Below are 18,973 nucleotides of genomic sequence, written 5' to 3' on the forward strand. Positions count from 1 at the left end.
CATCGGGGTGGCCGGCGCCGGCCAGGAGATAGCCACCCGGCCGTTCCAGCTGGTCACCGGCCGCACCTGGATGGGCACCGCCTTCGGCGGCGCGCGCGGGCGCACCGACGTGCCGAAGATCGTCGACTGGTACATGGAGGGCAAGATCGCAATCGACCCGATGATCACCCACACGATGCCGCTCGACGACATCAACAAGGGCTTCGAGCTGATGCATTCCGGCGAAAGCATCCGCTCGGTCGTCGTCTATTGAGCGTGAAGATGGAACTCGTAACGCAAAACCAATGTTTCGGCGGGACGCAGTCGGTCTACCGGCACATGTCCGAGGTCTGCGGCGTCGAGATGACGTTCGGCCTCTACCTGCCGCCACAGGCACGGACACGGCCTGTCCCGCTGCTCTGGTATCTCTCGGGGCTGACCTGCACCCACGAGAACGCCATGATAAAGGCGGGCCTGCAGCGGCACGCGGCGGAAGCGGGACTGGCGGTGGTTTTCCCCGATACCTCGCCGCGCGGCGAAGGCGTCGCCGACGACGAGGCCTATGATCTCGGTCAGGGCGCAGGCTTCTACGTCAATGCGACGCAGAAGCCCTGGGCACGGCACTACCAGATGTACGATTACATCGTCACGGAATTGCCCGCCCTGCTGCAGGAGCAATTTCCGCTGAGCGGCGTCAACGGCGTTACCGGGCACTCGATGGGCGGTCACGGCGCGCTGACGATCGCCTTTCGGAATCCTTCGCTGTTCCGCTCCGTTTCCGCCTTTGCACCGATTGTCAATCCGACCCGGTCCGACTGGGGCCGCAAGCAGTTCTCGGCCTATCTCGGCGACGACGAAGCCCATTGGGGCATGTACGACGCCTGCCTGCTCCTCAGCGAGCTTGGCTGGCAGGGCGATATCCTGATCGATCAGGGCTCGGCAGACCAGTTCCTGGGACAGTTGCAGCCCGAGGCGATGTCCCGGCTCATGGCCGAGCGCCGCCAGCCCGGCGTCCTCAGGATGCAGGCGGGATATGACCATAGCTACTACTTCGTGGCGAGCTTCGGCGAAGACCACGTGCGCTGGCATGCAGAGCGGTTGAACACCGCGTAAGGGAGAGGAAGGCATGGCTTTTAGACCTGGTACAGCACTGACCGCAGTCGTCGTATTTGGTGGAGTTCTCGCAGGCGCGGTTGCGCCGGCGCTTGCTCTCGATCCCGCGGCCGGCGACCCGGCAGCGGGCAAAACGGTGTTTCGCAAGTGTCAGGCCTGCCATGCGATCGGTCCGGACGCGAAATCGAAGACCGGTCCGCTGCTCACCGGTGTGGTCGACCGTCCGGCCGGCAAAATCGAAGGGTTCTCCTATTCCCCCGCCATGACCAAGGCGGCCGAGGGTGGATTAACCTGGACGCCCGAGAAGATCGCCGAGTTCGTGACCAATCCGAAAGCCTTTTTGCCCGGCACGAAGATGACCTTTGCGGGTTTGCGCAAGGACCAGGAGCGCGCCGATCTGATCGCATATTTGGCAACATTTCCTTAAGCGACGGAGGAGCGGAAACCCAAAAGCAGAGGTGCCCCGGGCTCATTGAAGCGGCGGGGATAGTGTCGCAGGCCGGTACCGGGAAGTGAGGAGACCCACGAGGTTTTCCCGGGGCGACGGGGTGAGTGGCCCTGATCGGCAGCACTCGAGAGGAGGATGAAAATGAAACGACTTCTTACATTGCTTGCCTTCATTTCGATAGGCGGCAGCGCGCAGGTCGCTCTCGCTAACTCGGAATTGCAGAAGCTTATCGATGATCCCAACCAATGGGCTATCCAGACCGGCGACTACGCCAACCTGCGCTACTCGAAGCTCGACCAGATCAACAAGGACAATGTCGGGAAACTGCAGGTGGCATGGACTTTCTCGACCGGCATTCTGCGCGGTCATGAAGGTGCGCCGCTCGTCGTCGGCGACATCATGTACGTCCATACGCCGTTTCCGAATACGGTCTACGCCCTGGACCTCAAGAAGGACGGCCAGATCCTCTGGAAATACGAACCGAAACAGGATCCGAACGTCATTCCTGTGATGTGCTGCGACACGGTTAACCGCGGCGTCGCCTATGCGGATAACAAGATCTTCCTGCATCAGGCCGACACAACGGTCGTCGCGCTCGACGCCAAGACCGGCAACGTCATCTGGAGCGTCAAGAACGGTGATGCTACCAAGGGCGAGACCAATACCGCCACCGTCATGCCCGTGAAGGACAAGATTCTCGTCGGCATATCCGGCGGCGAATTCGGTGTCCGCGGCCACGTGACGGCCTATTCGATGGCGGATGGCAAGGTCCTGTGGCGCGGTTACTCCATGGGCCCGGACAGCGATACGCTGATGGATCCTGAAAAGACCACCCATTTGGGCAAGCCGGTCGGCAAGGACTCGGGCCTCACCACCTGGGAAGGCGATCAATGGAAGATCGGCGGCGGGACGACCTGGGGCTGGTATGCCTACGATCCCGAAGCGAACCTGATGTACTACGGATCGGGCAACCCTTCGACCTGGAACCCGACCCAACGGCCCGGCGACAATCGTTGGTCGATGACCATATGGGCGCGTGATGTCGACACCGGCATGGCCAAATGGGTCTACCAGATGACGCCCCATGACGAATGGGACTATGACGGCGTCAACGAGATGATCCTGACCGATCAGCAGATCGACGGCAAGGATCGCAAGCTGCTGACCCATTTCGACCGCAATGGCTTCGGCTATACGATGGACCGCGTCACCGGCGAACTTCTGGTGGCGCAGAAATACGATCCAAAGGTCAACTGGGCGAGTGAAGTGGTCATGGACCCGAAGTCGGACCAGTATGGCCGGCCGCAGGTCGTCGCGCAGTATTCGACCGAGCAGAATGGCGAGGACACCAACTCGACCGGTATCTGCCCGGCAGCGCTCGGATCCAAGGACCAGCAGCCCGCGGCCTATTCGCCGAAGACAGAGCTGTTCTACGTGCCCACCAACCATGTCTGCATGGACTACGAACCGTTCCGGGTGAACTACACCGCCGGCCAGCCCTATGTCGGGGCAACGCTGTCGATGTACCCGCCGAAGGATAGCCACGGCGGCATGGGCAACTTCATTGCCTGGGACAACAAGGAAGGCAAGATCAAGTGGTCCCTGCCGGAACCGTTCTCCGTCTGGTCGGGCGCTCTGGCAACGGCGGGCGACGTGGTCTTCTACGGAACGCTCGAGGGCTATCTGAAGGCGGTCGACGCCGCGACCGGCAAGGAGCTCTATCGCTTCAAGACGCCTTCCGGGGTGATCGGCAACGTGATGACCTATGCCCGTGACGGCAAGCAGTACGTGGCCGTGCTCTCGGGCGTCGGCGGCTGGGCCGGCATTGGTCTGGCAGCCGGCCTGACCAACCCGAACGAAGGTCTCGGAGCCGTCGGTGGCTATTCCGCCCTCAGCAACTACACCGCGCTCGGCGGCACGCTCACCGTGTTCAAGCTGCCGGATTGAAGCGGCGGTCTTCGCCCAGGGAATGGGCGCGGGCAGTGAAACCCGCGCCCATTCGTCCCCCGCCTAAAAGGACGCAAGATGACCAGAATCAGACCCGCCGTACCGTTGATCCTTTCCGTGTTGATGCTTTTTGCCGGCACCGCAGGTGCAGAAGACGCATCGGCTCCCAAGGACAACATCACCGCCGTCCGCAGCGAGAACGGGCGGTATTACACCGCCGACGACGTTCCGACCTTCAATATCGCCAAGGATGGCACGGTCGACTGGATGACCTATTCGGGCTTTCGCCGCTATCACTCCGAATGCCATGTCTGTCATGGTCCGGAGGGCGAGGGCTCGAGCTACGCACCGGCCTTGAAGAACTCCGCGATAAACTTGGACTACTACGCCTTTCTCGAAGTCGTCACGAACGGACGCAAGAAGGTGAATACTGCCGAGCACTCGGTGATGCCCGCCTTCGGCGAGAACGCCAACGTCATGTGTTATCTCGACGACATCTATACCTATTTGAAAGCGCGTGGCTCCGGCACCTTGCCGCGGGGACGCCCGGCCAAGAAGGAAGCGAAATCGGATGCGATCCGGGAAGCTGAAAAATCGTGCCTCGGCAGTAACTAGCCTCGTCGCAGCAGCCTGTGTTCTCGTCCTGGTCGCCGCCGGTACCGGTCCGGCGGTGGCACAGACATCCGACTTGGTGTCGAAGACAGCTTTCCGTGTCTGCGCCGATCCGGCCAATCTGCCGATGTCGGATCGCTCTGGCGCCGGGTACGAGAACAAGATTGCCGAGTTGATGGCGTCCAAGCTCGGGCTGCCGTTGGACTATACGTGGTTTCCGATGGCCACCGGCTTCGTTCGCAAGACGCTGCAGGCCAATGCCTGCGATGTGGTCATTGGTTACGCCCAAGGCGACGAACTGGTTTTGAATACCAACCACTACTACACATCGGCCTTTGTGCTGATCGTCCCCTCGAGCAGTCCGCTGTCCGACGTCACGAAGCTGTCGGATCCACTGCTCAAGGACAAGCGCATCGGCATCATCGCGGGAACACCGCCGGCGACGCATATGGCGAGGAACGGACTGCTGCCGAAAGCGAAGCCGTATCATCTGATGGTCGATCGTCGTTACGAGGACCCGGCCGACGACATGCTTGCCGATCTGAAGGCTGGCGCCATCGATGCAGCCATCCTCTGGGGCCCGATCGGCGCGCCCTTGGTCAAGGCGAGCCATCCGGATCTCAAGGTAACGCCGCTCCTGTCCGAGCCGACTCCGCCGAGGCTCTTCTACCGCATCACCATGGGCGTGCGGCAAGGCGAGAAGGTCTGGGAGCGCAAGCTGAACTCCCTGATCCGCCGGAATCAGTCCGAAATCAACACCATCCTCACGGAGGCGGGCGTGCCGCTCGTGAACGATATGGGGACAGGGCCGCTCAAGGCGTCACACTGATCCGTGCGCAACTGGCCTGTTCCGCGGCCTACTGCATGTTTCCTTAGATCGTAGCCGATTTGAGGATGAAAGCATCCAGCAATTCAACGTGCTACAGCGTCCTTTGCGCGTCGGGTGAGACGCGCAGCGCGGTAGACGGCTGCCGCCCCTCACGTTTTGAAGACGTGGTTTTTCAGGATGTAACGAAGACCGCGCAGCCAGCTGTCGTCGGTGTTCGAACGGATGTCGACCGCAAGGCCGCGCAGCATCTCGCCCGAGCGCACGTCGCGTAGCACGAGGCTTATCGACAGGATGAGGTTGGATATTTTCCGCACTTCGCCAACCAGCACATAGTCCGCTCCGAGCCGGGCGGCCATGCGAACGTCGCAGCCGTTGCAGTTGGCGGGGTTCGCCGTGTTGGCGAGATCGGTCGCCACGGGATCAGTGGAGACGATGGCGAAACCTTCCGCCGCGAAACGGTCGCGCGCGGCCCCCTCCAACAGCTTGAGCCGCGCCGTTTCGTCGGCGCGCACGCCGTTGTAGGCGCCCTCCGTCGACAGATCGATGAAGCTCATGCCGAGGAACGCCACCTTGGCGCCCGGCATCAGCGGCTTGTCCATCCCGGCCAAGGCGAATGTCGGCAGCAAGGCCAGGATCAGCGCTGTCAGGGTGCGTTGCATGGCTCAGCCTAGCATAGGCATTTTGCGAAACTACGCTCCTTAAGTATCGGTTCTGCAACAAAAACTGCGCTGTTAATCTCCTTCCCAAGGAAGTGTCAGGAAGATTGGGAGGTCGTTCCGGTAATGTCCGATCTACGGCTTGCGCTTGCCGTCTTTTGCGCCGCGATGCTCGTCGCGTTGCCTTTGCGGGCGATGGAGGTGAAGGCCGCCGTGCTCAGGATCGATCGCGTGGTCGGCCCGCCGATCTCGCGGCTTGACGAGCGACCTGCCGATCTCGGTTTTGCCGGCGCCATGCTGGGCAACGAGGACAATCGGACGACCGGCGCCTTCACGGACACGGATTACACGCTGAAGACGCAAGCGGTCGCACCGGACAAGGCGGCGGCGGCGCTCGATGCGCTGAAAGCCGAAGGCTTCGGCCTGATCACGGTGATCGCCGAAGGCGATATCCTGAAGGCGCTATCCGACAGGGCGGGTCCCGACGTGCTGCTCTTGAATGCGGGCGCTCGTGACGAGACGCTGCGCGACGCCGACTGCCGCGCCAATGTGCTGCATGTCTCGCCGAGCCGCTCCATGCTCAGCGATGGCGTTATTCAGTTCCTCATGTGGAAGAAATGGCCACGCATCCTCTTGATCCACGGCTCGCATCCCGAGGACCAGCTTCTGGCAGAAAACTATCGCAAATCGGCCGCCAAATTCGGGGCGGAGATCGTCGAGGAGCGCGAGTTCGTGGACACCGGCGGCGCCCGGCGCACGGATACCGGCCACGTCATGGTGCAAAAGCAGATCCCCGTATTCACCCAGGATGCCGAGGATTACGACGTGATCATCGCGGCCGACGAAGCCGGCGTCTTCGCACCCTACCTGCCCTATCACTCCTGGAACCCGAGGCCCGTGGCAGGATCTGCGGGCCTTCGACCGGTGTCCTGGCATGCCGCTCATGAAGCCTGGGGCGCAACGCAGTTCCAGCGCCGCTTCGAAAAACTCGCCGGCCGCAGCATGCGCGAGGAGGACTACCAGACCTGGCTTGCCATGCGCGTGATCGGCGAAGCGGTGACGCAGTCCGGCAAGACCGATCCGGCGTCCGTCAGGGCCTATGCCCTTTCGGCGGATTTCGAACTGGCGGCGTTCAAGGGCCAGAAGCTGACCTTCCGTCCCTGGAACGGGCAACTGCGCCAGCCGATCCTTTTGACCGACGGCCGCGTGACGGTGTCCGTCTCGCCGCAGGATGGCTACCTGCACCAGCATTCGCCGCTCGACACGCTCGGTATCGATGCACCTGAAACCGCTTGCCACGCCTTTGGAGGATAGAATGCTGAGATCCGCAGTGGTGCTTCTACCAGCCGTTCTGGCGTTTGCCGGTCCCGCCGAGGCCAACAAGGTATTCGTGACCAACGAACGCAGCAACAACGTGACCGTGCTCGACAGCCAGAGCTGGGAGGTGATCGCCACTTTCCCGGCCGGCAACAGGCCGCGCGGCATCACGATCAGCCCGGATGGCAAGGAGCTCTATGTCTGCGCTTCGGACGACGACACCGTGCGGGTCTTCGATCCCGAAACCTACAAGGAACTGCATACGCTGCCGTCGGGACCGGATCCGGAACTGTTCGCTCTCGATCCCTCAGGCAATCCGCTCTACGTCGCCAATGAGGACGACAATCTGGTGACCGTCGTCGATGTCAAGACGCGCCAGGTGCTGGCCGAAATACCCGTCGGCGTCGAACCGGAAGGCGTTGCTGTCAGCCCGGATGCGAAGACCATCATCAACACCTCCGAAACCACCAATATGGCGCATTTTATCGATGCCTCCACCTACGAAATCGTCCACAACGTGCGGGTGGACCAGCGCCCGCGCTATGCCGAATTCACCGCCGACGGCAAGAAGCTCTACGTCACCTCTGAAATCGGCGGCACCGTTTCGGTGATCGACCTGACGGCGCCCGAGCCGGCGATCGCCAAGAAGATCGGCTTTGCCGTGCCGGGCATTCTGCCGGAATGGTTGCAGCCGGTGGGCGTCAAGGCGACCAAGGATGGCTCCCGTGTTTTCGTGGCTCTTGGCCCGGCCAATCGGGTTGCGGTGATCGACGCGGCGCGGGATGAAGTTCTCGATTACCTGCTTGTCGGGCAGCGTGTCTGGCAGATGGCATTCACCCCGGGCGAGGAATTCCTGGTCACCACGAATGGCAACTCCAACGATGTCAGCATCATCGATGTCAAGGAGGAAACGGTGATCCGTTCGGTTCAGGTCGGCGAGCAGCCTTGGGGGGTTGTGGTCGCCCCGAATTGAGCGGGAGCAATGCAATGAGATTTATTGGGGAGGATTTTTCATCGTGCATAGGTCGATTTTCACGGCGGTGGCCGCGCTTTTTCTGGCAACCTCGGCCGTCGCCTCGCCGCTTTGCGGCGAGTTCGGCTTTGCCGGATTGCTCGCCAAATGCAACCGGGGCGAACCTATCGAGATCACGCTCAGTTCCGGCAAGCCGCTCGGCAAAGGCCCAATCGCGCTGCAGTCCGGCGCCTATTATGAAATGCGTATCACCGCCGACGGGTCGGCGGAACTGGCACTCACCGGCGCACCGTTCTTTCGCGCGATCTGGATGAACGAGATCGTCATCAACGGCATAGAAGTGCGCCCCATGGCGATCGACAGCCTCGAATTCGACGAGGCGGGCACGGCGACGCTGTCGTTTGTCGCCATAAAGCCGGGCAGCTACGAGGTGAAGATTCCGGAAGCCACAGGCGACAGCCAGAAGGTGCAGATTTCGATTCAGTAAGCCGGCCGAAGGTGACGGTTTTTGGGGAGGAGGCAATGAACGCTTTGAAAGGGTTTCTGGCCGCGTGCCTTTTCGCGCTCGCGCCGGCTGCTGCCATGGCCGAAGATCTGCCGCAATTGCGGGCAGCGATGCTGGCGTCCGGCACCGTCAACTGGGAAATTTCCACCATCAAGACCCACGAGCTCGACCGCAAGAACGGTTTCGAGCTCAACGTCCAGGACTATGCGGACAACGGGGCGACACGCGTGGCCTTCGAGGGCGGTGAGGCGGACACCATGGTGGCCGACTGGATATGGGTTGCCAACCAGCGTGCCGCCGGCAAGGATTACGTTTTCATCCCCTATTCGCTGGCGGTCGGCGGCCTGGTGGTCAAGGAGGACAGCGGCATCGAGGCGCTACCGGATCTCGCCGGCAAAAAGATCGGCATTGCCGGCGGGCCGCTCGACAAGAGCTGGCTGATCCTGCGCGCCTATGCCAAGCAGCAACATGGCATGGATCTCGCCGCCGAGACCGAGCAGGTGTTCGGAGCGCCGCCGCTGATCTTCAAGTCGGCCTTTTCCGGGGAGACGGCGGGAACAATCAATTTCTGGCATTTCCTGGCGAAGATGAAGGCCAAGGGCATGCGGGAGGTGATCTCCGTCGCCGATGCCGCAACGGCGCTCAAGCTTGATCCCGACATGCCGCTGCTCGGCTATGTGTTGAAGGGCGAGTATGTCGCCGCCCATCCAGACATCGTGAAGGGCCTTTACAGCGCATCGCGCGCGGCGAAGGACCTGCTGCGCAGCAACGACGCTGCGTGGGACGATTTGCGAGACCAGATGAATGCCGGAGACGACTCGGAATTCCTTGCGCTGCGCGACGGCTATCGCGCCGGAATCCCGAGCGGCAAGCCGATCGACGAGGCCGCCGCCGACCGGTTCTTACGGCTGATGGCGGATCTCGGCGGAGCGGAGCTCGTAGGCAAGGCAACAAGCCTGCCCAATGGACTGTTCCTGCGCCTTGAGTAAGACGCTGCAACATCCTGCGCTGGTGCGCGCAGTTTCGCTCGGGCTGCTTCTGCTGCTCTGGATCGTGGCGGCCGAACTGACGGCGGACGCATCCGTCCTGCCTCGGCCCTTAGCACTGTGGACACCCTTTACCGAAGCGGTTGCTTCCGGCGCTTTGCCCTATCACCTCGGCATGACGTTGTGGCGCGTGGTCTGCGCCTTTGTGCCGGCGATGGCTATCGGCGTGGCGCTCGGTTACCTGATGGGGCGCGTTCCCGCCGTCGACCAATGGCTCGATCCGTGGCTTGTCGTGTTCCTCAACCTGCCGGCCCTCGTGCTCATCGTGTTGTGCTATCTCTGGATCGGGCTCAACGAGACCGCCGCGATCATTGCCGTGGTGCTCAACAAGATTCCGAATGTTGCCACGATCCTGCGCGAGGGCGCGCGGGCTCTCGACTCGAATCTCGATGCGATGGCCAAGGTCTATCGCATGCGGTCGCTGGCAAGGCTGCGCCATGTGGTCATGCCGCAGCTCGCGCCCTTCATCGCCGGCGCTGCCCGCTCCGGCATTGCAGTGATATGGAAGATCGTACTGGTGGTCGAATTTCTCGGCCGCTCCAGCGGCATTGGCTTCCAGATCCATTTCTATTTTCAGCTTTTCGATGTGGCCATGGTGCTGGTCTACGCACTGTCCTTCATCGGCGTGATGCTGCTGGTCGAGGCGCTGATCCTGCAGCCGTCCGAACGCCGGGTCCGGCGTTGGAGGACGGCATGATCAAGATCGATGTCCGACGAAAGGCATTCGGCGAGGAGGCGATCCTGCGGGACGTCCGTTTCGAGGTGGAAGCCGGCGAGACCATTGCCATCCTCGGCGCATCGGGGATAGGCAAATCGACGCTGCTGCGGCTCATCGCCGGCATCGATCCGGCTTTCGAGGGCGAGATCACCCGCCCGGACAAGATCGCCATGGTGTTCCAGGAACCCGTTCTCCTGCCGTGGCGCAGCGTCATTGAGAACTTGACCCTGGTGCATCCGGAACTCGGGGCGCAAGCGGCGCTTTCGGCACTGGAGCGGACCGGCATCGTCGACAAGGCCCGGCTCTTTCCCGGCCAGCTTTCGCTCGGCCAGCAGCGGCGGCTGGCGCTGGCGCGCGCCTTTGCCGGGCGGCCCGACCTTCTCGTGATGGACGAGCCCTATGTGTCGCTCGATCCGAGAACCGCAGAGGAAATGTTGGCCCTTACCGAGGCGCTGATCGCGGAAGCCGGCCCCGCCGTTGTTCTCGTGACCCATTCGGATGTCGAGGCGCAGCGGCTGGCCCGGCGATGCCTGCGCCTTGCCGGGAGACCGGCGACGATTGCGAGCGAGCTGGCGACAGGATCGGCCTTGCTCTCAAGGGAGGTACATCATGACCGGGCTTGAGGTCAGCCATGTCGGCGATCGCTACGAACAGCGCAAGCCACTCGATGAGGTCACTTCCCAGACGGTCGACGTCGAAAACCGCCACTTTCCGCTATATTGCCGCCAGCGGTATTTGCGTTGATCCTGCGTTCTCGGGAAGGACCTGAAGGCGTTCAAGAGAGAGGAGGAACAAATGCTTAAGCTACATCCGTCCATTGACAACGGCTTTCCGCCGGCCAGCCCCGGCTTTCAGGGCGGCACGCTGAAATGCAAATGCGCGACCAATCCGGTAACCGTTGAGATCGGCGCGCAAACCGCGCACAACCATGCTTGCGGCTGCACCAAATGTTGGAAGCCGGAGGGCGCCACCTTTGCGCAGATCGCCGTCGTCAGCCGTGACAAGGTGAACGTCACATCAGGTTCGGAAAGACTGCAGATCGTCGATCCAAGCGCGACAATCCAGCGTCACGCCTGCAAGGATTGCGGAACGCACATGTATGGCCGGATCGAGAACAGCAAGCATCCCTTCTATGGCCTGGACTTTGTGCATACCGAGCTCAGCGACGAGACAGGCTGGTCGCCGCCGGAGTTCGCCGCCTTCGTATCTTCCGTGATCGAAAGCGGCGTCAGCCCCGACCGGATGCCGGAAATACGTGCCCGCCTGACGGAACTCGGCCTGCAACCCTACGACTGCTTGTCTCCGGCCCTAATGGATGCAATCGCGACCCATATCGCCAAACAGTCCGGAGCACTGCCGGCCTGACAAAGAGCCCAACGCCTCCTCCCTCGGACCCCGCCCGTTTGCCTCCCTCCAGGAGGCGCTCCCAACGGGCGGGGACTGAGGCGTTTTTATGCCATGGAAGCCGACACAGCGGCGAAGATCGGGAGATGCCCGGCAGGGCAGAGGGGGTGGCTGCCCGTCGGCCGAAAAACGGAACAGGACTCAGGCCTGGTAGGCCGATGCTTTCCATTTGATGGCACAGCCTATGGAAGGCTGTTGTTCCGACGGGCCTTTGCCAAACAGCGCGACCATGACCATTGCCTCGTAAAGGTCGCGCCTGAGATCGGCAGGGCCGATCTCCTTGCGCGAGGCGTCCAGTCGCCCGCGATATTGCAGCTTCATGTCCTTGTTGAAGCCGAAGAAGTCGGGCGTGCAGACGGCGCCATAGGCTTTGGCGACGGACTGGTCCTTGTCGTAGAGATAGGGAAACGGCAGGGCGTTTTGAGAAGCGAAGCACTTCATGTTCTCGAACGAATCCTGCGGATAAGTATCGGCGTCATTGGCGCTGATCGCCACGAAGCCGATGCCGTGAGCTTTCAGGCCGATCGCGTCCCGAACGATCCGCCCGATGATCGCTTTCACATAGGGGCAGTGATTGCAGATGAAGGCCACGACCAGCCCCTTCGGCCCGGCCTGGTCGAATATGGAGTGGGTGATGCCGTCGACGCCGGGGAGCCTCGCGTCGACCGCCGGCCAGCCGAAGTCACAGACGGGAGGGGTGGCGGCCATGGCTCACGCAGCTTTCTTCATGGCGCCATCGGAGGCCGCGCGGATGGCTGCGATGTTTTTCGCGTAGGCCTGCTCGTTGCCGCCCTTGAACACCGCGGAGCCGGCGACCAGCACATCCGCACCGGCTGCGGCAACGAGCGGCGCCGTTTCCGGTGTCACGCCGCCGTCGATCTCGATATGGATCGGACGGCTGCCGATCATGGACTTCACGCGCCGGACCTTCTCGACGACGGATGGAATAAAGGCCTGTCCGCCGAAACCCGGATTGACCGTCATCAGGAGGATGAGGTCGAGCCGGTCCAGCACATATTCGAGGACGCTCTCCGACGTCGAGGGATTGAGCGACACGCCAGCCTTGCAGCCGAGGTCGCGGATCGCCTGCAGCGACCGGTCGAGGTGGGTGGTCGCTTCCGCATGCACGGTGATGATGTCCGAGCCGGCATCCGCGAAGGCGCCAAGAAACGGGTCGGCTGGTGCGATCATCAGGTGGCAGTCGAACACCTTGTCCGTTCGGCTCCGGATCGCTTTGACGACGGGCGGGCCGAAGGTGATGTTCGGCACGAAATGGCCGTCCATCACGTCAAGGTGGATCCAGTCGGCACCCGCCCGGCAGACGGACTCGACCTCTTCGCCGAGTCTTGCGAAATCGGCCGACAGAACCGAAGGGGCTATGATTGTCTTCTCGCTCATGACGATGTCTCCGGATGATTGGGCTCACCCATGCTGAACACGCGGCTTGCGGAAATGTCCCGAGCCGTGATGGTTGAGAGCTGCTCGGCGTCGACGGAGCCGACGGTTTCCTCGAACAGTCGGTTCGCCTGCCGCAGTCGCGCCCGGTCCAGCGCGTTGCGGATCGAGCGTGCATTGGCGAAATGCGGCTGGCGTCGACGCCGGGCGATGTACTCGCCCATCACCGCTGTCGCCTTGGCGTCAAAGCGATAGCCCTGACGGCTAAGCATGCTCTCTGCGATCGACAGGAGCTCTCCGTCGTCGTAGTCGGGAAAGTCGATATGGTGGGCAATGCGCGAGCGGAAGCCCGGGTTGCTCTCGAAAAATCGGTCCATGCGGTCGGCGTAGCCGGCGAGAATGACGACCAGATCGTCGCGGTTGTTCTCCATCACCTGTAGCAGGATCTCGATCGCTTCCTGGCCGTAGTCGCGCTCGTTGTCCGGCCGGTAGAGATAATAGGCCTCGTCGATGAACAGCACGCCGCCCATTGCCTTCTTCAGGATCTCCTTGGTCTTGGGCGCCGTATGGCCGATATATTGCCCGACCAGGTCGTCGCGCGTCACCGACACCAGATGCCCCTTGCGGATATAGCCGAGCCGGTGCAGCAGATTGGCCATGCGCAAGGCGACCGTTGTCTTGCCGGTGCCGGGATTGCCCGTGAAGCTCATGTGCAGCGACGGCGCCTCGTGGGTCAGACCCATTGCCCGGCGGGCCCGCTCGACGAGCAGCAGGGCTGCCGTCTCGCGGATCCGCCGCTTCACGGGTTTCAGGCCAACGAGTTCTCGATCCAGTTCGTCGAGGACTTCGGCGACGCCGGAGGCCCTGTATTCCTCGGCGAGATCGACCGATGTCGGCAGGCTTTCGGTGCTCGATTGGGCTTGCGGCATCGCCATCTGCCTGCTCCTTCTACCGTTGCGTTTCCCAGGCATAGCGCTGGTTGCGACCGCGGCTTTCCGTCCGGCTCATCCTGAGGTTCGGCTCGTTGTCGGGACGGTTGACGATGAAGGACATCGTCACGGTCTCGAGGCCGCGGCTGGAATCGAAGGCATTCAGGCGGATGTAATCCTGCGGATGGGCCTTGCGGCAATCCTCCAGTTCCATCATGACGCCCTTGGCGTCTTTCAGGTCGAACATCGGATTGCCCCACATTTCCCAGTAGGTGTTGCGGGGGTGCGGGTCATCGGTGTGCTCGACGCCGATCGCCCATCCCTTGCCGAGACAATACTCCACCTGTGCCGTTATCTGTTCGTCTGTCAGGTCCGGCAGGAACGAGAAGCATCCTTGGGTGATACGCATGTCGATTCTCCTTCTCGTTATGTTCCGTCAGGCGACGCTTACGCTCGGCACGAAATCCGAAGTGTCCGTCGGGGTGTAGTTGAAGCTGATGTTGCCCCAGGTCTCGAGGGCCGCTTCGAGCGGCTTGCACCACTTGGCGGCCGCCCTGAGGATCTCAGGACCTTCGTGCGCGATGTCGCGGCCTTCGTTGCGGGCGAGCACCATGGCTTCCAGCGCGACGCGGTTGGCGGTGGCTCCGGCCTGGATGCCCATCGGATGGCCGATCGTGCCGCCGCCGAATTGCAGCACGACGTCATCGCCGAAAAGATCGAGCAACTGGTGCATCTGGCCGGCGTGAATGCCGCCCGACGCCACCGGCATCACCTTCTTGAGGTCGGCCCAGTCCTGCTCGAAGAAGATGCCGCGCTCCAGGTCGACGTCGTTCTTCATCTCGCGGCAGACATTGTAATAGCCCTGAACGGTCATCGGGTCGCCCTCGAGCTTGCCGACGGCAGTGCCCGCATGCAGGTGGTCGACGCCGGCGAGCCGCAGCCATTTGGCGATGACGCGGAACGAAATGCCGTGGTTCTTCTGCCGCGTATAGGTGCCGTGGCCGGCCCGGTGCATGTGCAGGATCATGTCATTCTGCCGGCACCATTCCGAGATCGACTGGATTGCCGTCCAGCCGATGATGAGGTCGACCATGACGATGACCGAGCCGAGTTCCTTGGCGAATTCGGCGCGCCGGTACATCTCCTCCATCGTGCCGGCGGTGATGTTGAGATAGTGGCCCTTGACCTCGCCGGTGACGGCGGACGCATGATTGACGGCCTCCATGCAGTAGAGGAAGCGGTCGCGCCAATGCATGAAGGGCTGCGAATTGATGTTCTCGTCGTCCTTCATGAAGTCGAGACCACCCTTCAGGCCCTCATAGACGACCCGGCCATAGTTCTTGCCCGAGAGACCGAGCTTCGGCTTGGTGGTGGCGCCGAGCAGCGGCTTGCCGAACTTGTCCAGCCGTTCGCGTTCCACGACGATGCCGGTCGGCGGGCCCTTGAAGGTCTTCACATAGGCGACCGGGAAGCGCATGTCCTCGAGCCTTGCCGCCTTCAGCGGCTTGAACGAGAAAACGTTGCCGATGATCGACGCCGTCAGGTTGGCGATCGATCCTTCCTCGAACAGGATGAGGTCGTAGGCGACATAGCAGAAATATTGCCCAGGCGTTCCGGGTACCGGGTCGACGCGGTACGCCTTGGCCCGGTACTGGTCACAGGCCGTCAGGCGATCGGTCCAGACGACGGTCCAGGTGGCCGTCGAGCTTTCGCCGGCAACGGCGGCGGCCGCCTCGATCGGATCGACCCCTTCCTGCGGCGTGATCCGGAACAGCGCGATCAGATCGGTGTCCTTCGGCTCGTAGTCGCCGTTCCAATAGCCCATCTGCGCGTATTTGAGCACGCCGGCCTTGTAGCGTTCCTTGCCCTTGATCTCTGTCTTTGCGTCGGCGTTCATGACACAGTCCTTTCCTCTGGATGTGGTCAGGCGGCTTGCGACCGCGCCGTCTGGGGTTTGAGCGACCCGCTCGCGTAGCGCCGGGCCATGTCCGACATCGGCACGACCCTGATGCGGGAGGCGTTGCCCGCGGTTCCGAAGGCCTCGAAGCGGGCCTTGCAGACGGCCGACATGGCGTCCATTGCGGGCTTCAGGAACTTGCGCGGATCGAATTCGGTGCGGCTCGTGTCGGCGACGCGGCGAAAGGCAGCGGCGGCCGCCAGGCGCAGATCGGTATCGATATTGACCTTGCGCACGCCGAAACGGATACCCCGCACGATCTCTTCGACCGGCACGCCGTAGGTCTCGCGCATTTCGCCGCCATGGGCATTGAAGACATCCTGCCACTCCTGCGGCACCGAGGAGGAGCCGTGCATGACGATGTGGGTGTCCGGCAGCCGGTGATGGATCTTCTCGATCACGTCCATGGCGAGCACTTCTCCGGTCGGCTTGCGGCTGAATTTGTAGGCGCCGTGCGAGGTGCCGATCGCCACAGCCAGCGCATCGACCCCGGTCTCGCCGACGAAGCGGGCGGCTTCGTCCGGGTCGGTCAAGAGCTGCGAACGATCGAGCGCGCCTTCGAAACCATGGCCGTCCTCGGCTTCGCCATGGCCGGTTTCGAGAGAGCCGAGGCAGCCGAGTTCGCCCTCGACGGAAGCGCCGACCATGTGGGCGAGGCGGCTGACTTCGGCGGTGATCGCGACATTATAGGCGTAGTCGGCGGGTGTCTTCGCATCCTCCTTCAACGACCCATCCATCATCACCGAGGTGAAGCCATGCTGGATCGCGGTGAGGCAGGTCGCGACATTGTTGCCGTGATCCTGGTGGATGCAGAGCGGGATGTCGGGATACATCTGTTCGAGTGCTTCCATCATCTTGGCGAGCATGATGTCGTTGGCGTAGGAGCGGGCGCCGCGCGAGGCCTGGAGGATGACGGGAGCATCGCAGGCGCGCGCAGCTTCCATGATCGCCAGTCCCTGTTCCATGTTGTTGATGTTGAAAGCCGGCACGCCATAGGCGCGTTCGGCGGCGTGATCGAGCAACTGGCGGAGCGTGATACGGGCCATGGTCAAGCCTCCTTCGATGATCTGGCGATGTCCTTGCCCGCCTGCGGGCCTGTCACGGCAGCCATGAGCGGCGTCCCCGCGAAATCCCGGCCGACAAGGTTCAAAGCTTCGGCGACGATGTGGTCAGCGGTGATGGCGAAATGGCGGTAGAGGTCTCCGGCCGGCGCCGAGGCACCGAAGCCGAGCATACCGACAAAGGCACCATCAGGTCCCATCCAGCGGTCCCAGCCGAGGCGCCCGGCCGCTTCGACGGCAACGCGCGGGGCATCGCCGAGGACCTGCCTCCGATAGGTTGCGTCCTGTGCCTCGAACTTCTCCCAGCAAGGCATGGAGACCACCGCTGCTTCGATACCTTCCTCGGCCTGCAAGCGTTCCGCCGCAGCGACGGCGATCTCGACCTCGGACCCGGTGGCAAGAAGTGTGACGTCGCGGGGCCCGCGCGCTTCCTTCAGCACATAGGCCCCGCGGGCCGACAAGTTCTCATCCCCATCCGTCTGGCGCAGCATGGGCAGAGCCTGCCGCGAGAGGGCAAGGACGCTAGGCGTCTTCTTCTCGCCAAGCGCGATCTCCCAGCATTCGGCGGTTTCGATGATGTCGGCGGGCCGGAAGACGTTGAGGTTGGGGGTGGCACGCAGCATCGCCAGATGCTCGACCGGCTGGTGGGTCGGCCCGTCCTCGCCGAGCCCGATGGAATCATGGGTCAGCACATAGATGACGGGCAGTCCCATCAGTGCCGAGAGACGGATCGCGCCGCGCGCATAGTCGGAAAACACCAGGAAGGTCCCGCCATAGGGGATGAAGCCGCCATGAAGCGCGATGCCGTTCATGGCGGCCGCCATGCCGTGCTCGCGGATGCCGTAATGCAGGTAGCGGCCCTTGAAATTGCCGGGCGCGATGGGTTGAGTCTGGGCCGTCATCGTCAGGTTCGAGCCGGTCAGGTCGGCGGAGCCACCAACCGTCAAGGCTGTCGCGCCATTGATGACTTCCAACGCCATCTGCGAGGCCTGCCGTGTGGCGACCTTGGAGCCTCTCTTGCGATGCGCGGCTCGGAATTTTGCCAGCAGATCCGCTAACCCCCCGCCCAGTTCCCGGGCGATGGTCTGTTCGTAGCGCTTCTTCGAGCGGGATGTGTCCAGTCGGATTTCCCATGCCTCGCGGGCCACCCGACCTCTGACCGCCACCCTTTGCCAGGCGGACTTGATCTCGGGCGGTACGAAGAAGGGTGGGTGTAGCCATGCGAGCTTCTCGCGTGTCGCGGCGATTTCCTTGTCGCCGAGTGCCGCCCCATGGGTCTTGTGCGAGCCTTCCATGCTGGCTGCGCCCTTGCCGATCCGGGTGCGGCAGGCAATCAGCGACGGCTTGCGGGTCCGGCGCGCCCGCTCGATCGCCTTCGCCACCGCCTCGGGATCATGGCCGTCGACGCTTTGCGCATCCCAGCCGGCGGCGCGGAAACGCGCAAGCTGGTTCATGGAGGTGGAGAGTTCGGTCGATCCGTCGATCGATATCCGGTTGTCGTCCCAGAGCACGATGAGCTTGCGCAGCTTCAAATGCCCGGCAAGGTCGATCGCCTCGTGGCTGATACCCTCCTGCAGACAGCCGTCGCCGGCCACCACATAGGTGAAGTGATTGCAGAGCGAACTGCTGAACCGGGCGGCCATCATCTGTTCGGCAATCGCCATGCCGACAGCGGTGGCAATTCCCTGGCCGAGCGGGCCGGTCGTGGTTTCGATCCCGAGGGCATGACCGTATTCGGGATGACCGGCCGTTTTCGAGCCGAGCTGGCGGAAAGCCGAGAGCTCGGCAATCGGCATGTCGGCAAAGCCGATGAGGTGATGGATGGCATAAAGGAGCATCGATCCGTGGCCGGCCGAAAGCACGAAACGATCGCGATCCGGCCAGTCGGGCAGGGAGGGATCAATCTTGATGAAGCGGTTGAAGAGCACGGTCACCGCGTCGGCCATGCCCATAGGCATCCCGGGATGGCCGGAATTGGCTTTCTGAACGGCATCCATGGCGAGAAACCGGATGGCATCGGCCATGTTGCGCTCCGATGCGGCGGCTCGGGTTTCGATCTGCTGCGAAACATTCATGATGTCCTC

Annotated in this window: 21 protein-coding genes and 1 pseudogene; 14 read left to right on the forward strand and 8 right to left on the reverse strand. The window is 62.7% G+C overall.

All coding sequences use genetic code 11. The annotated features are described in order from the left end of the window. The 6 genes and pseudogenes from QN222_RS25425 to QN222_RS25450 form a co-directional block, all read left to right on the forward strand. Window positions 1–253, forward strand: a pseudogene (locus QN222_RS25425) (S-(hydroxymethyl)glutathione dehydrogenase); the annotation flags it as partial. A gap of 8 nt (window positions 254–261) precedes the next feature. After that, window positions 262–1,092, forward strand: coding sequence for an S-formylglutathione hydrolase (fghA, locus tag QN222_RS25430; protein WP_283963061.1), 831 nt, complete (start codon window positions 262–264; stop codon window positions 1,090–1,092). Window positions 1,093–1,105: 13 nt separating this feature from the next. After that, window positions 1,106–1,519, forward strand: a complete 414-nt coding sequence (locus QN222_RS25435) for a cytochrome c family protein (protein WP_283963060.1) — start codon at window positions 1,106–1,108, stop codon at window positions 1,517–1,519. Window positions 1,520–1,681: 162 nt separating this feature from the next. Then, complete coding sequence (locus QN222_RS25440; RefSeq protein ID WP_283963059.1) at window positions 1,682–3,487, forward strand: methanol/ethanol family PQQ-dependent dehydrogenase; 1,806 nt, start codon at window positions 1,682–1,684, stop codon at window positions 3,485–3,487. A 78-nt stretch (window positions 3,488–3,565) separates the two neighbouring features. Beyond that, window positions 3,566–4,102, forward strand: a complete 537-nt coding sequence (locus QN222_RS25445) for a c-type cytochrome, methanol metabolism-related (RefSeq protein ID WP_283963058.1) — start codon at window positions 3,566–3,568, stop codon at window positions 4,100–4,102. Beyond that, complete coding sequence (locus tag QN222_RS25450; RefSeq protein ID WP_283963057.1) at window positions 4,059–4,928, forward strand: substrate-binding domain-containing protein; 870 nt, start codon at window positions 4,059–4,061, stop codon at window positions 4,926–4,928. Before QN222_RS25445 ends, QN222_RS25450 begins: the two co-directional genes overlap by 44 nt. 149 nt (window positions 4,929–5,077) lie before the next feature. Here QN222_RS25450 and QN222_RS25455 read toward each other — a convergent pair whose 3' ends face one another. Further along, on the reverse strand, window positions 5,078–5,587 hold the full coding sequence (locus QN222_RS25455; RefSeq protein ID WP_283963056.1) for a DUF3280 domain-containing protein: 510 nt from the start codon (window positions 5,585–5,587) through the stop codon (window positions 5,078–5,080). A 123-nt stretch (window positions 5,588–5,710) separates the two neighbouring features. On the opposite strand from QN222_RS25455, the gene QN222_RS25460 reads away from it, so the two are divergent. From QN222_RS25460 to gfa, 8 genes are read left to right on the forward strand one after another with little or no spacing between them, the layout of a single operon-like run. Beyond that, entirely contained in the window at window positions 5,711–6,898 is a 1,188-nt protein-coding gene (locus QN222_RS25460) for an ABC transporter substrate-binding protein (RefSeq protein ID WP_283963055.1), read from the forward strand. A 1-nt stretch (window position 6,899) separates the two neighbouring features. Next, entirely contained in the window at window positions 6,900–7,874 is a 975-nt protein-coding gene (locus tag QN222_RS25465) for a YVTN family beta-propeller repeat protein (protein ID WP_283963054.1), read from the forward strand. Window positions 7,875–7,917: 43 nt separating this feature from the next. Continuing rightward, window positions 7,918–8,361, forward strand: a complete 444-nt coding sequence (locus QN222_RS25470; RefSeq protein WP_283963053.1) for a hypothetical protein — start codon at window positions 7,918–7,920, stop codon at window positions 8,359–8,361. A 35-nt stretch (window positions 8,362–8,396) separates the two neighbouring features. Next, complete coding sequence (locus QN222_RS25475; protein ID WP_283963052.1) at window positions 8,397–9,368, forward strand: ABC transporter substrate-binding protein; 972 nt, start codon at window positions 8,397–8,399, stop codon at window positions 9,366–9,368. Then, the gene (locus QN222_RS25480; RefSeq protein WP_283963051.1) at window positions 9,343–10,122 is read left to right on the forward strand and encodes an ABC transporter permease; all 780 of its coding nucleotides are present in this window, start codon (window positions 9,343–9,345) and stop codon (window positions 10,120–10,122) included. Before QN222_RS25475 ends, QN222_RS25480 begins: the two co-directional genes overlap by 26 nt. After that, window positions 10,119–10,766 carry an ABC transporter ATP-binding protein gene (locus QN222_RS25485; protein ID WP_283963050.1) on the forward strand — a complete coding sequence of 216 codons (648 nt, stop codon included), beginning with the start codon at window positions 10,119–10,121 and terminating at the stop codon, window positions 10,764–10,766. The genes QN222_RS25480 and QN222_RS25485 overlap by 4 nt, the downstream gene beginning before the upstream one ends. Continuing rightward, window positions 10,753–10,887, forward strand: a complete 135-nt coding sequence (locus tag QN222_RS25490; protein ID WP_283963049.1) for a hypothetical protein — start codon at window positions 10,753–10,755, stop codon at window positions 10,885–10,887. Before QN222_RS25485 ends, QN222_RS25490 begins: the two co-directional genes overlap by 14 nt. Window positions 10,888–10,938: 51 nt before the next feature. After that, entirely contained in the window at window positions 10,939–11,508 is a 570-nt protein-coding gene (gfa, locus tag QN222_RS25495; RefSeq protein WP_283963048.1) for an S-(hydroxymethyl)glutathione synthase, read from the forward strand. A 180-nt stretch (window positions 11,509–11,688) separates the two neighbouring features. On the opposite strand, the gene QN222_RS25500 is transcribed toward gfa, so the two are convergent. Genes QN222_RS25500 through tkt form a run of 7 tightly spaced genes read right to left on the reverse strand, consistent with a single transcriptional unit; the run spans window position 11,689 to window position 18,964 of the window. Then, the gene (locus QN222_RS25500) at window positions 11,689–12,255 is read right to left on the reverse strand and encodes a thioredoxin family protein (RefSeq protein WP_283963047.1); all 567 of its coding nucleotides are present in this window, start codon (window positions 12,253–12,255) and stop codon (window positions 11,689–11,691) included. 3 nt (window positions 12,256–12,258) lie between these two features. Beyond that, entirely contained in the window at window positions 12,259–12,945 is a 687-nt protein-coding gene (gene rpe / locus QN222_RS25505; protein WP_283963046.1) for a ribulose-phosphate 3-epimerase, read from the reverse strand. After that, window positions 12,942–13,877: a CbbX protein gene (gene cbbX, locus QN222_RS25510; protein ID WP_283963045.1), complete on the reverse strand. Its 936-nt coding sequence runs from the start codon at window positions 13,875–13,877 to the stop codon at window positions 12,942–12,944. Before cbbX ends, rpe begins: the two co-directional genes overlap by 4 nt. A gap of 13 nt (window positions 13,878–13,890) precedes the next feature. Further along, entirely contained in the window at window positions 13,891–14,280 is a 390-nt protein-coding gene (locus QN222_RS25515; protein WP_283963044.1) for a ribulose bisphosphate carboxylase small subunit, read from the reverse strand. A 27-nt stretch (window positions 14,281–14,307) separates the two neighbouring features. Further along, window positions 14,308–15,768, reverse strand: coding sequence for a form I ribulose bisphosphate carboxylase large subunit (locus QN222_RS25520; RefSeq protein WP_283963043.1), 1,461 nt, complete (start codon window positions 15,766–15,768; stop codon window positions 14,308–14,310). A gap of 26 nt (window positions 15,769–15,794) precedes the next feature. Next, window positions 15,795–16,874, reverse strand: coding sequence for a class II fructose-bisphosphate aldolase (fba, locus tag QN222_RS25525; protein ID WP_283963042.1), 1,080 nt, complete (start codon window positions 16,872–16,874; stop codon window positions 15,795–15,797). Window positions 16,875–16,876: 2 nt separating this feature from the next. Next, window positions 16,877–18,964 (reverse strand): transketolase, encoded by a 2,088-nt coding sequence (gene tkt / locus QN222_RS25530; protein ID WP_283963041.1) that lies wholly within the window; start codon window positions 18,962–18,964, stop codon window positions 16,877–16,879. Window positions 18,965–18,973 lie beyond the last annotated feature (9 nt).

This window comes from Sinorhizobium sp. 6-70 (assembly GCF_030124375.1).
GTDB lineage: Bacteria > Pseudomonadota > Alphaproteobacteria > Rhizobiales > Rhizobiaceae > Sinorhizobium.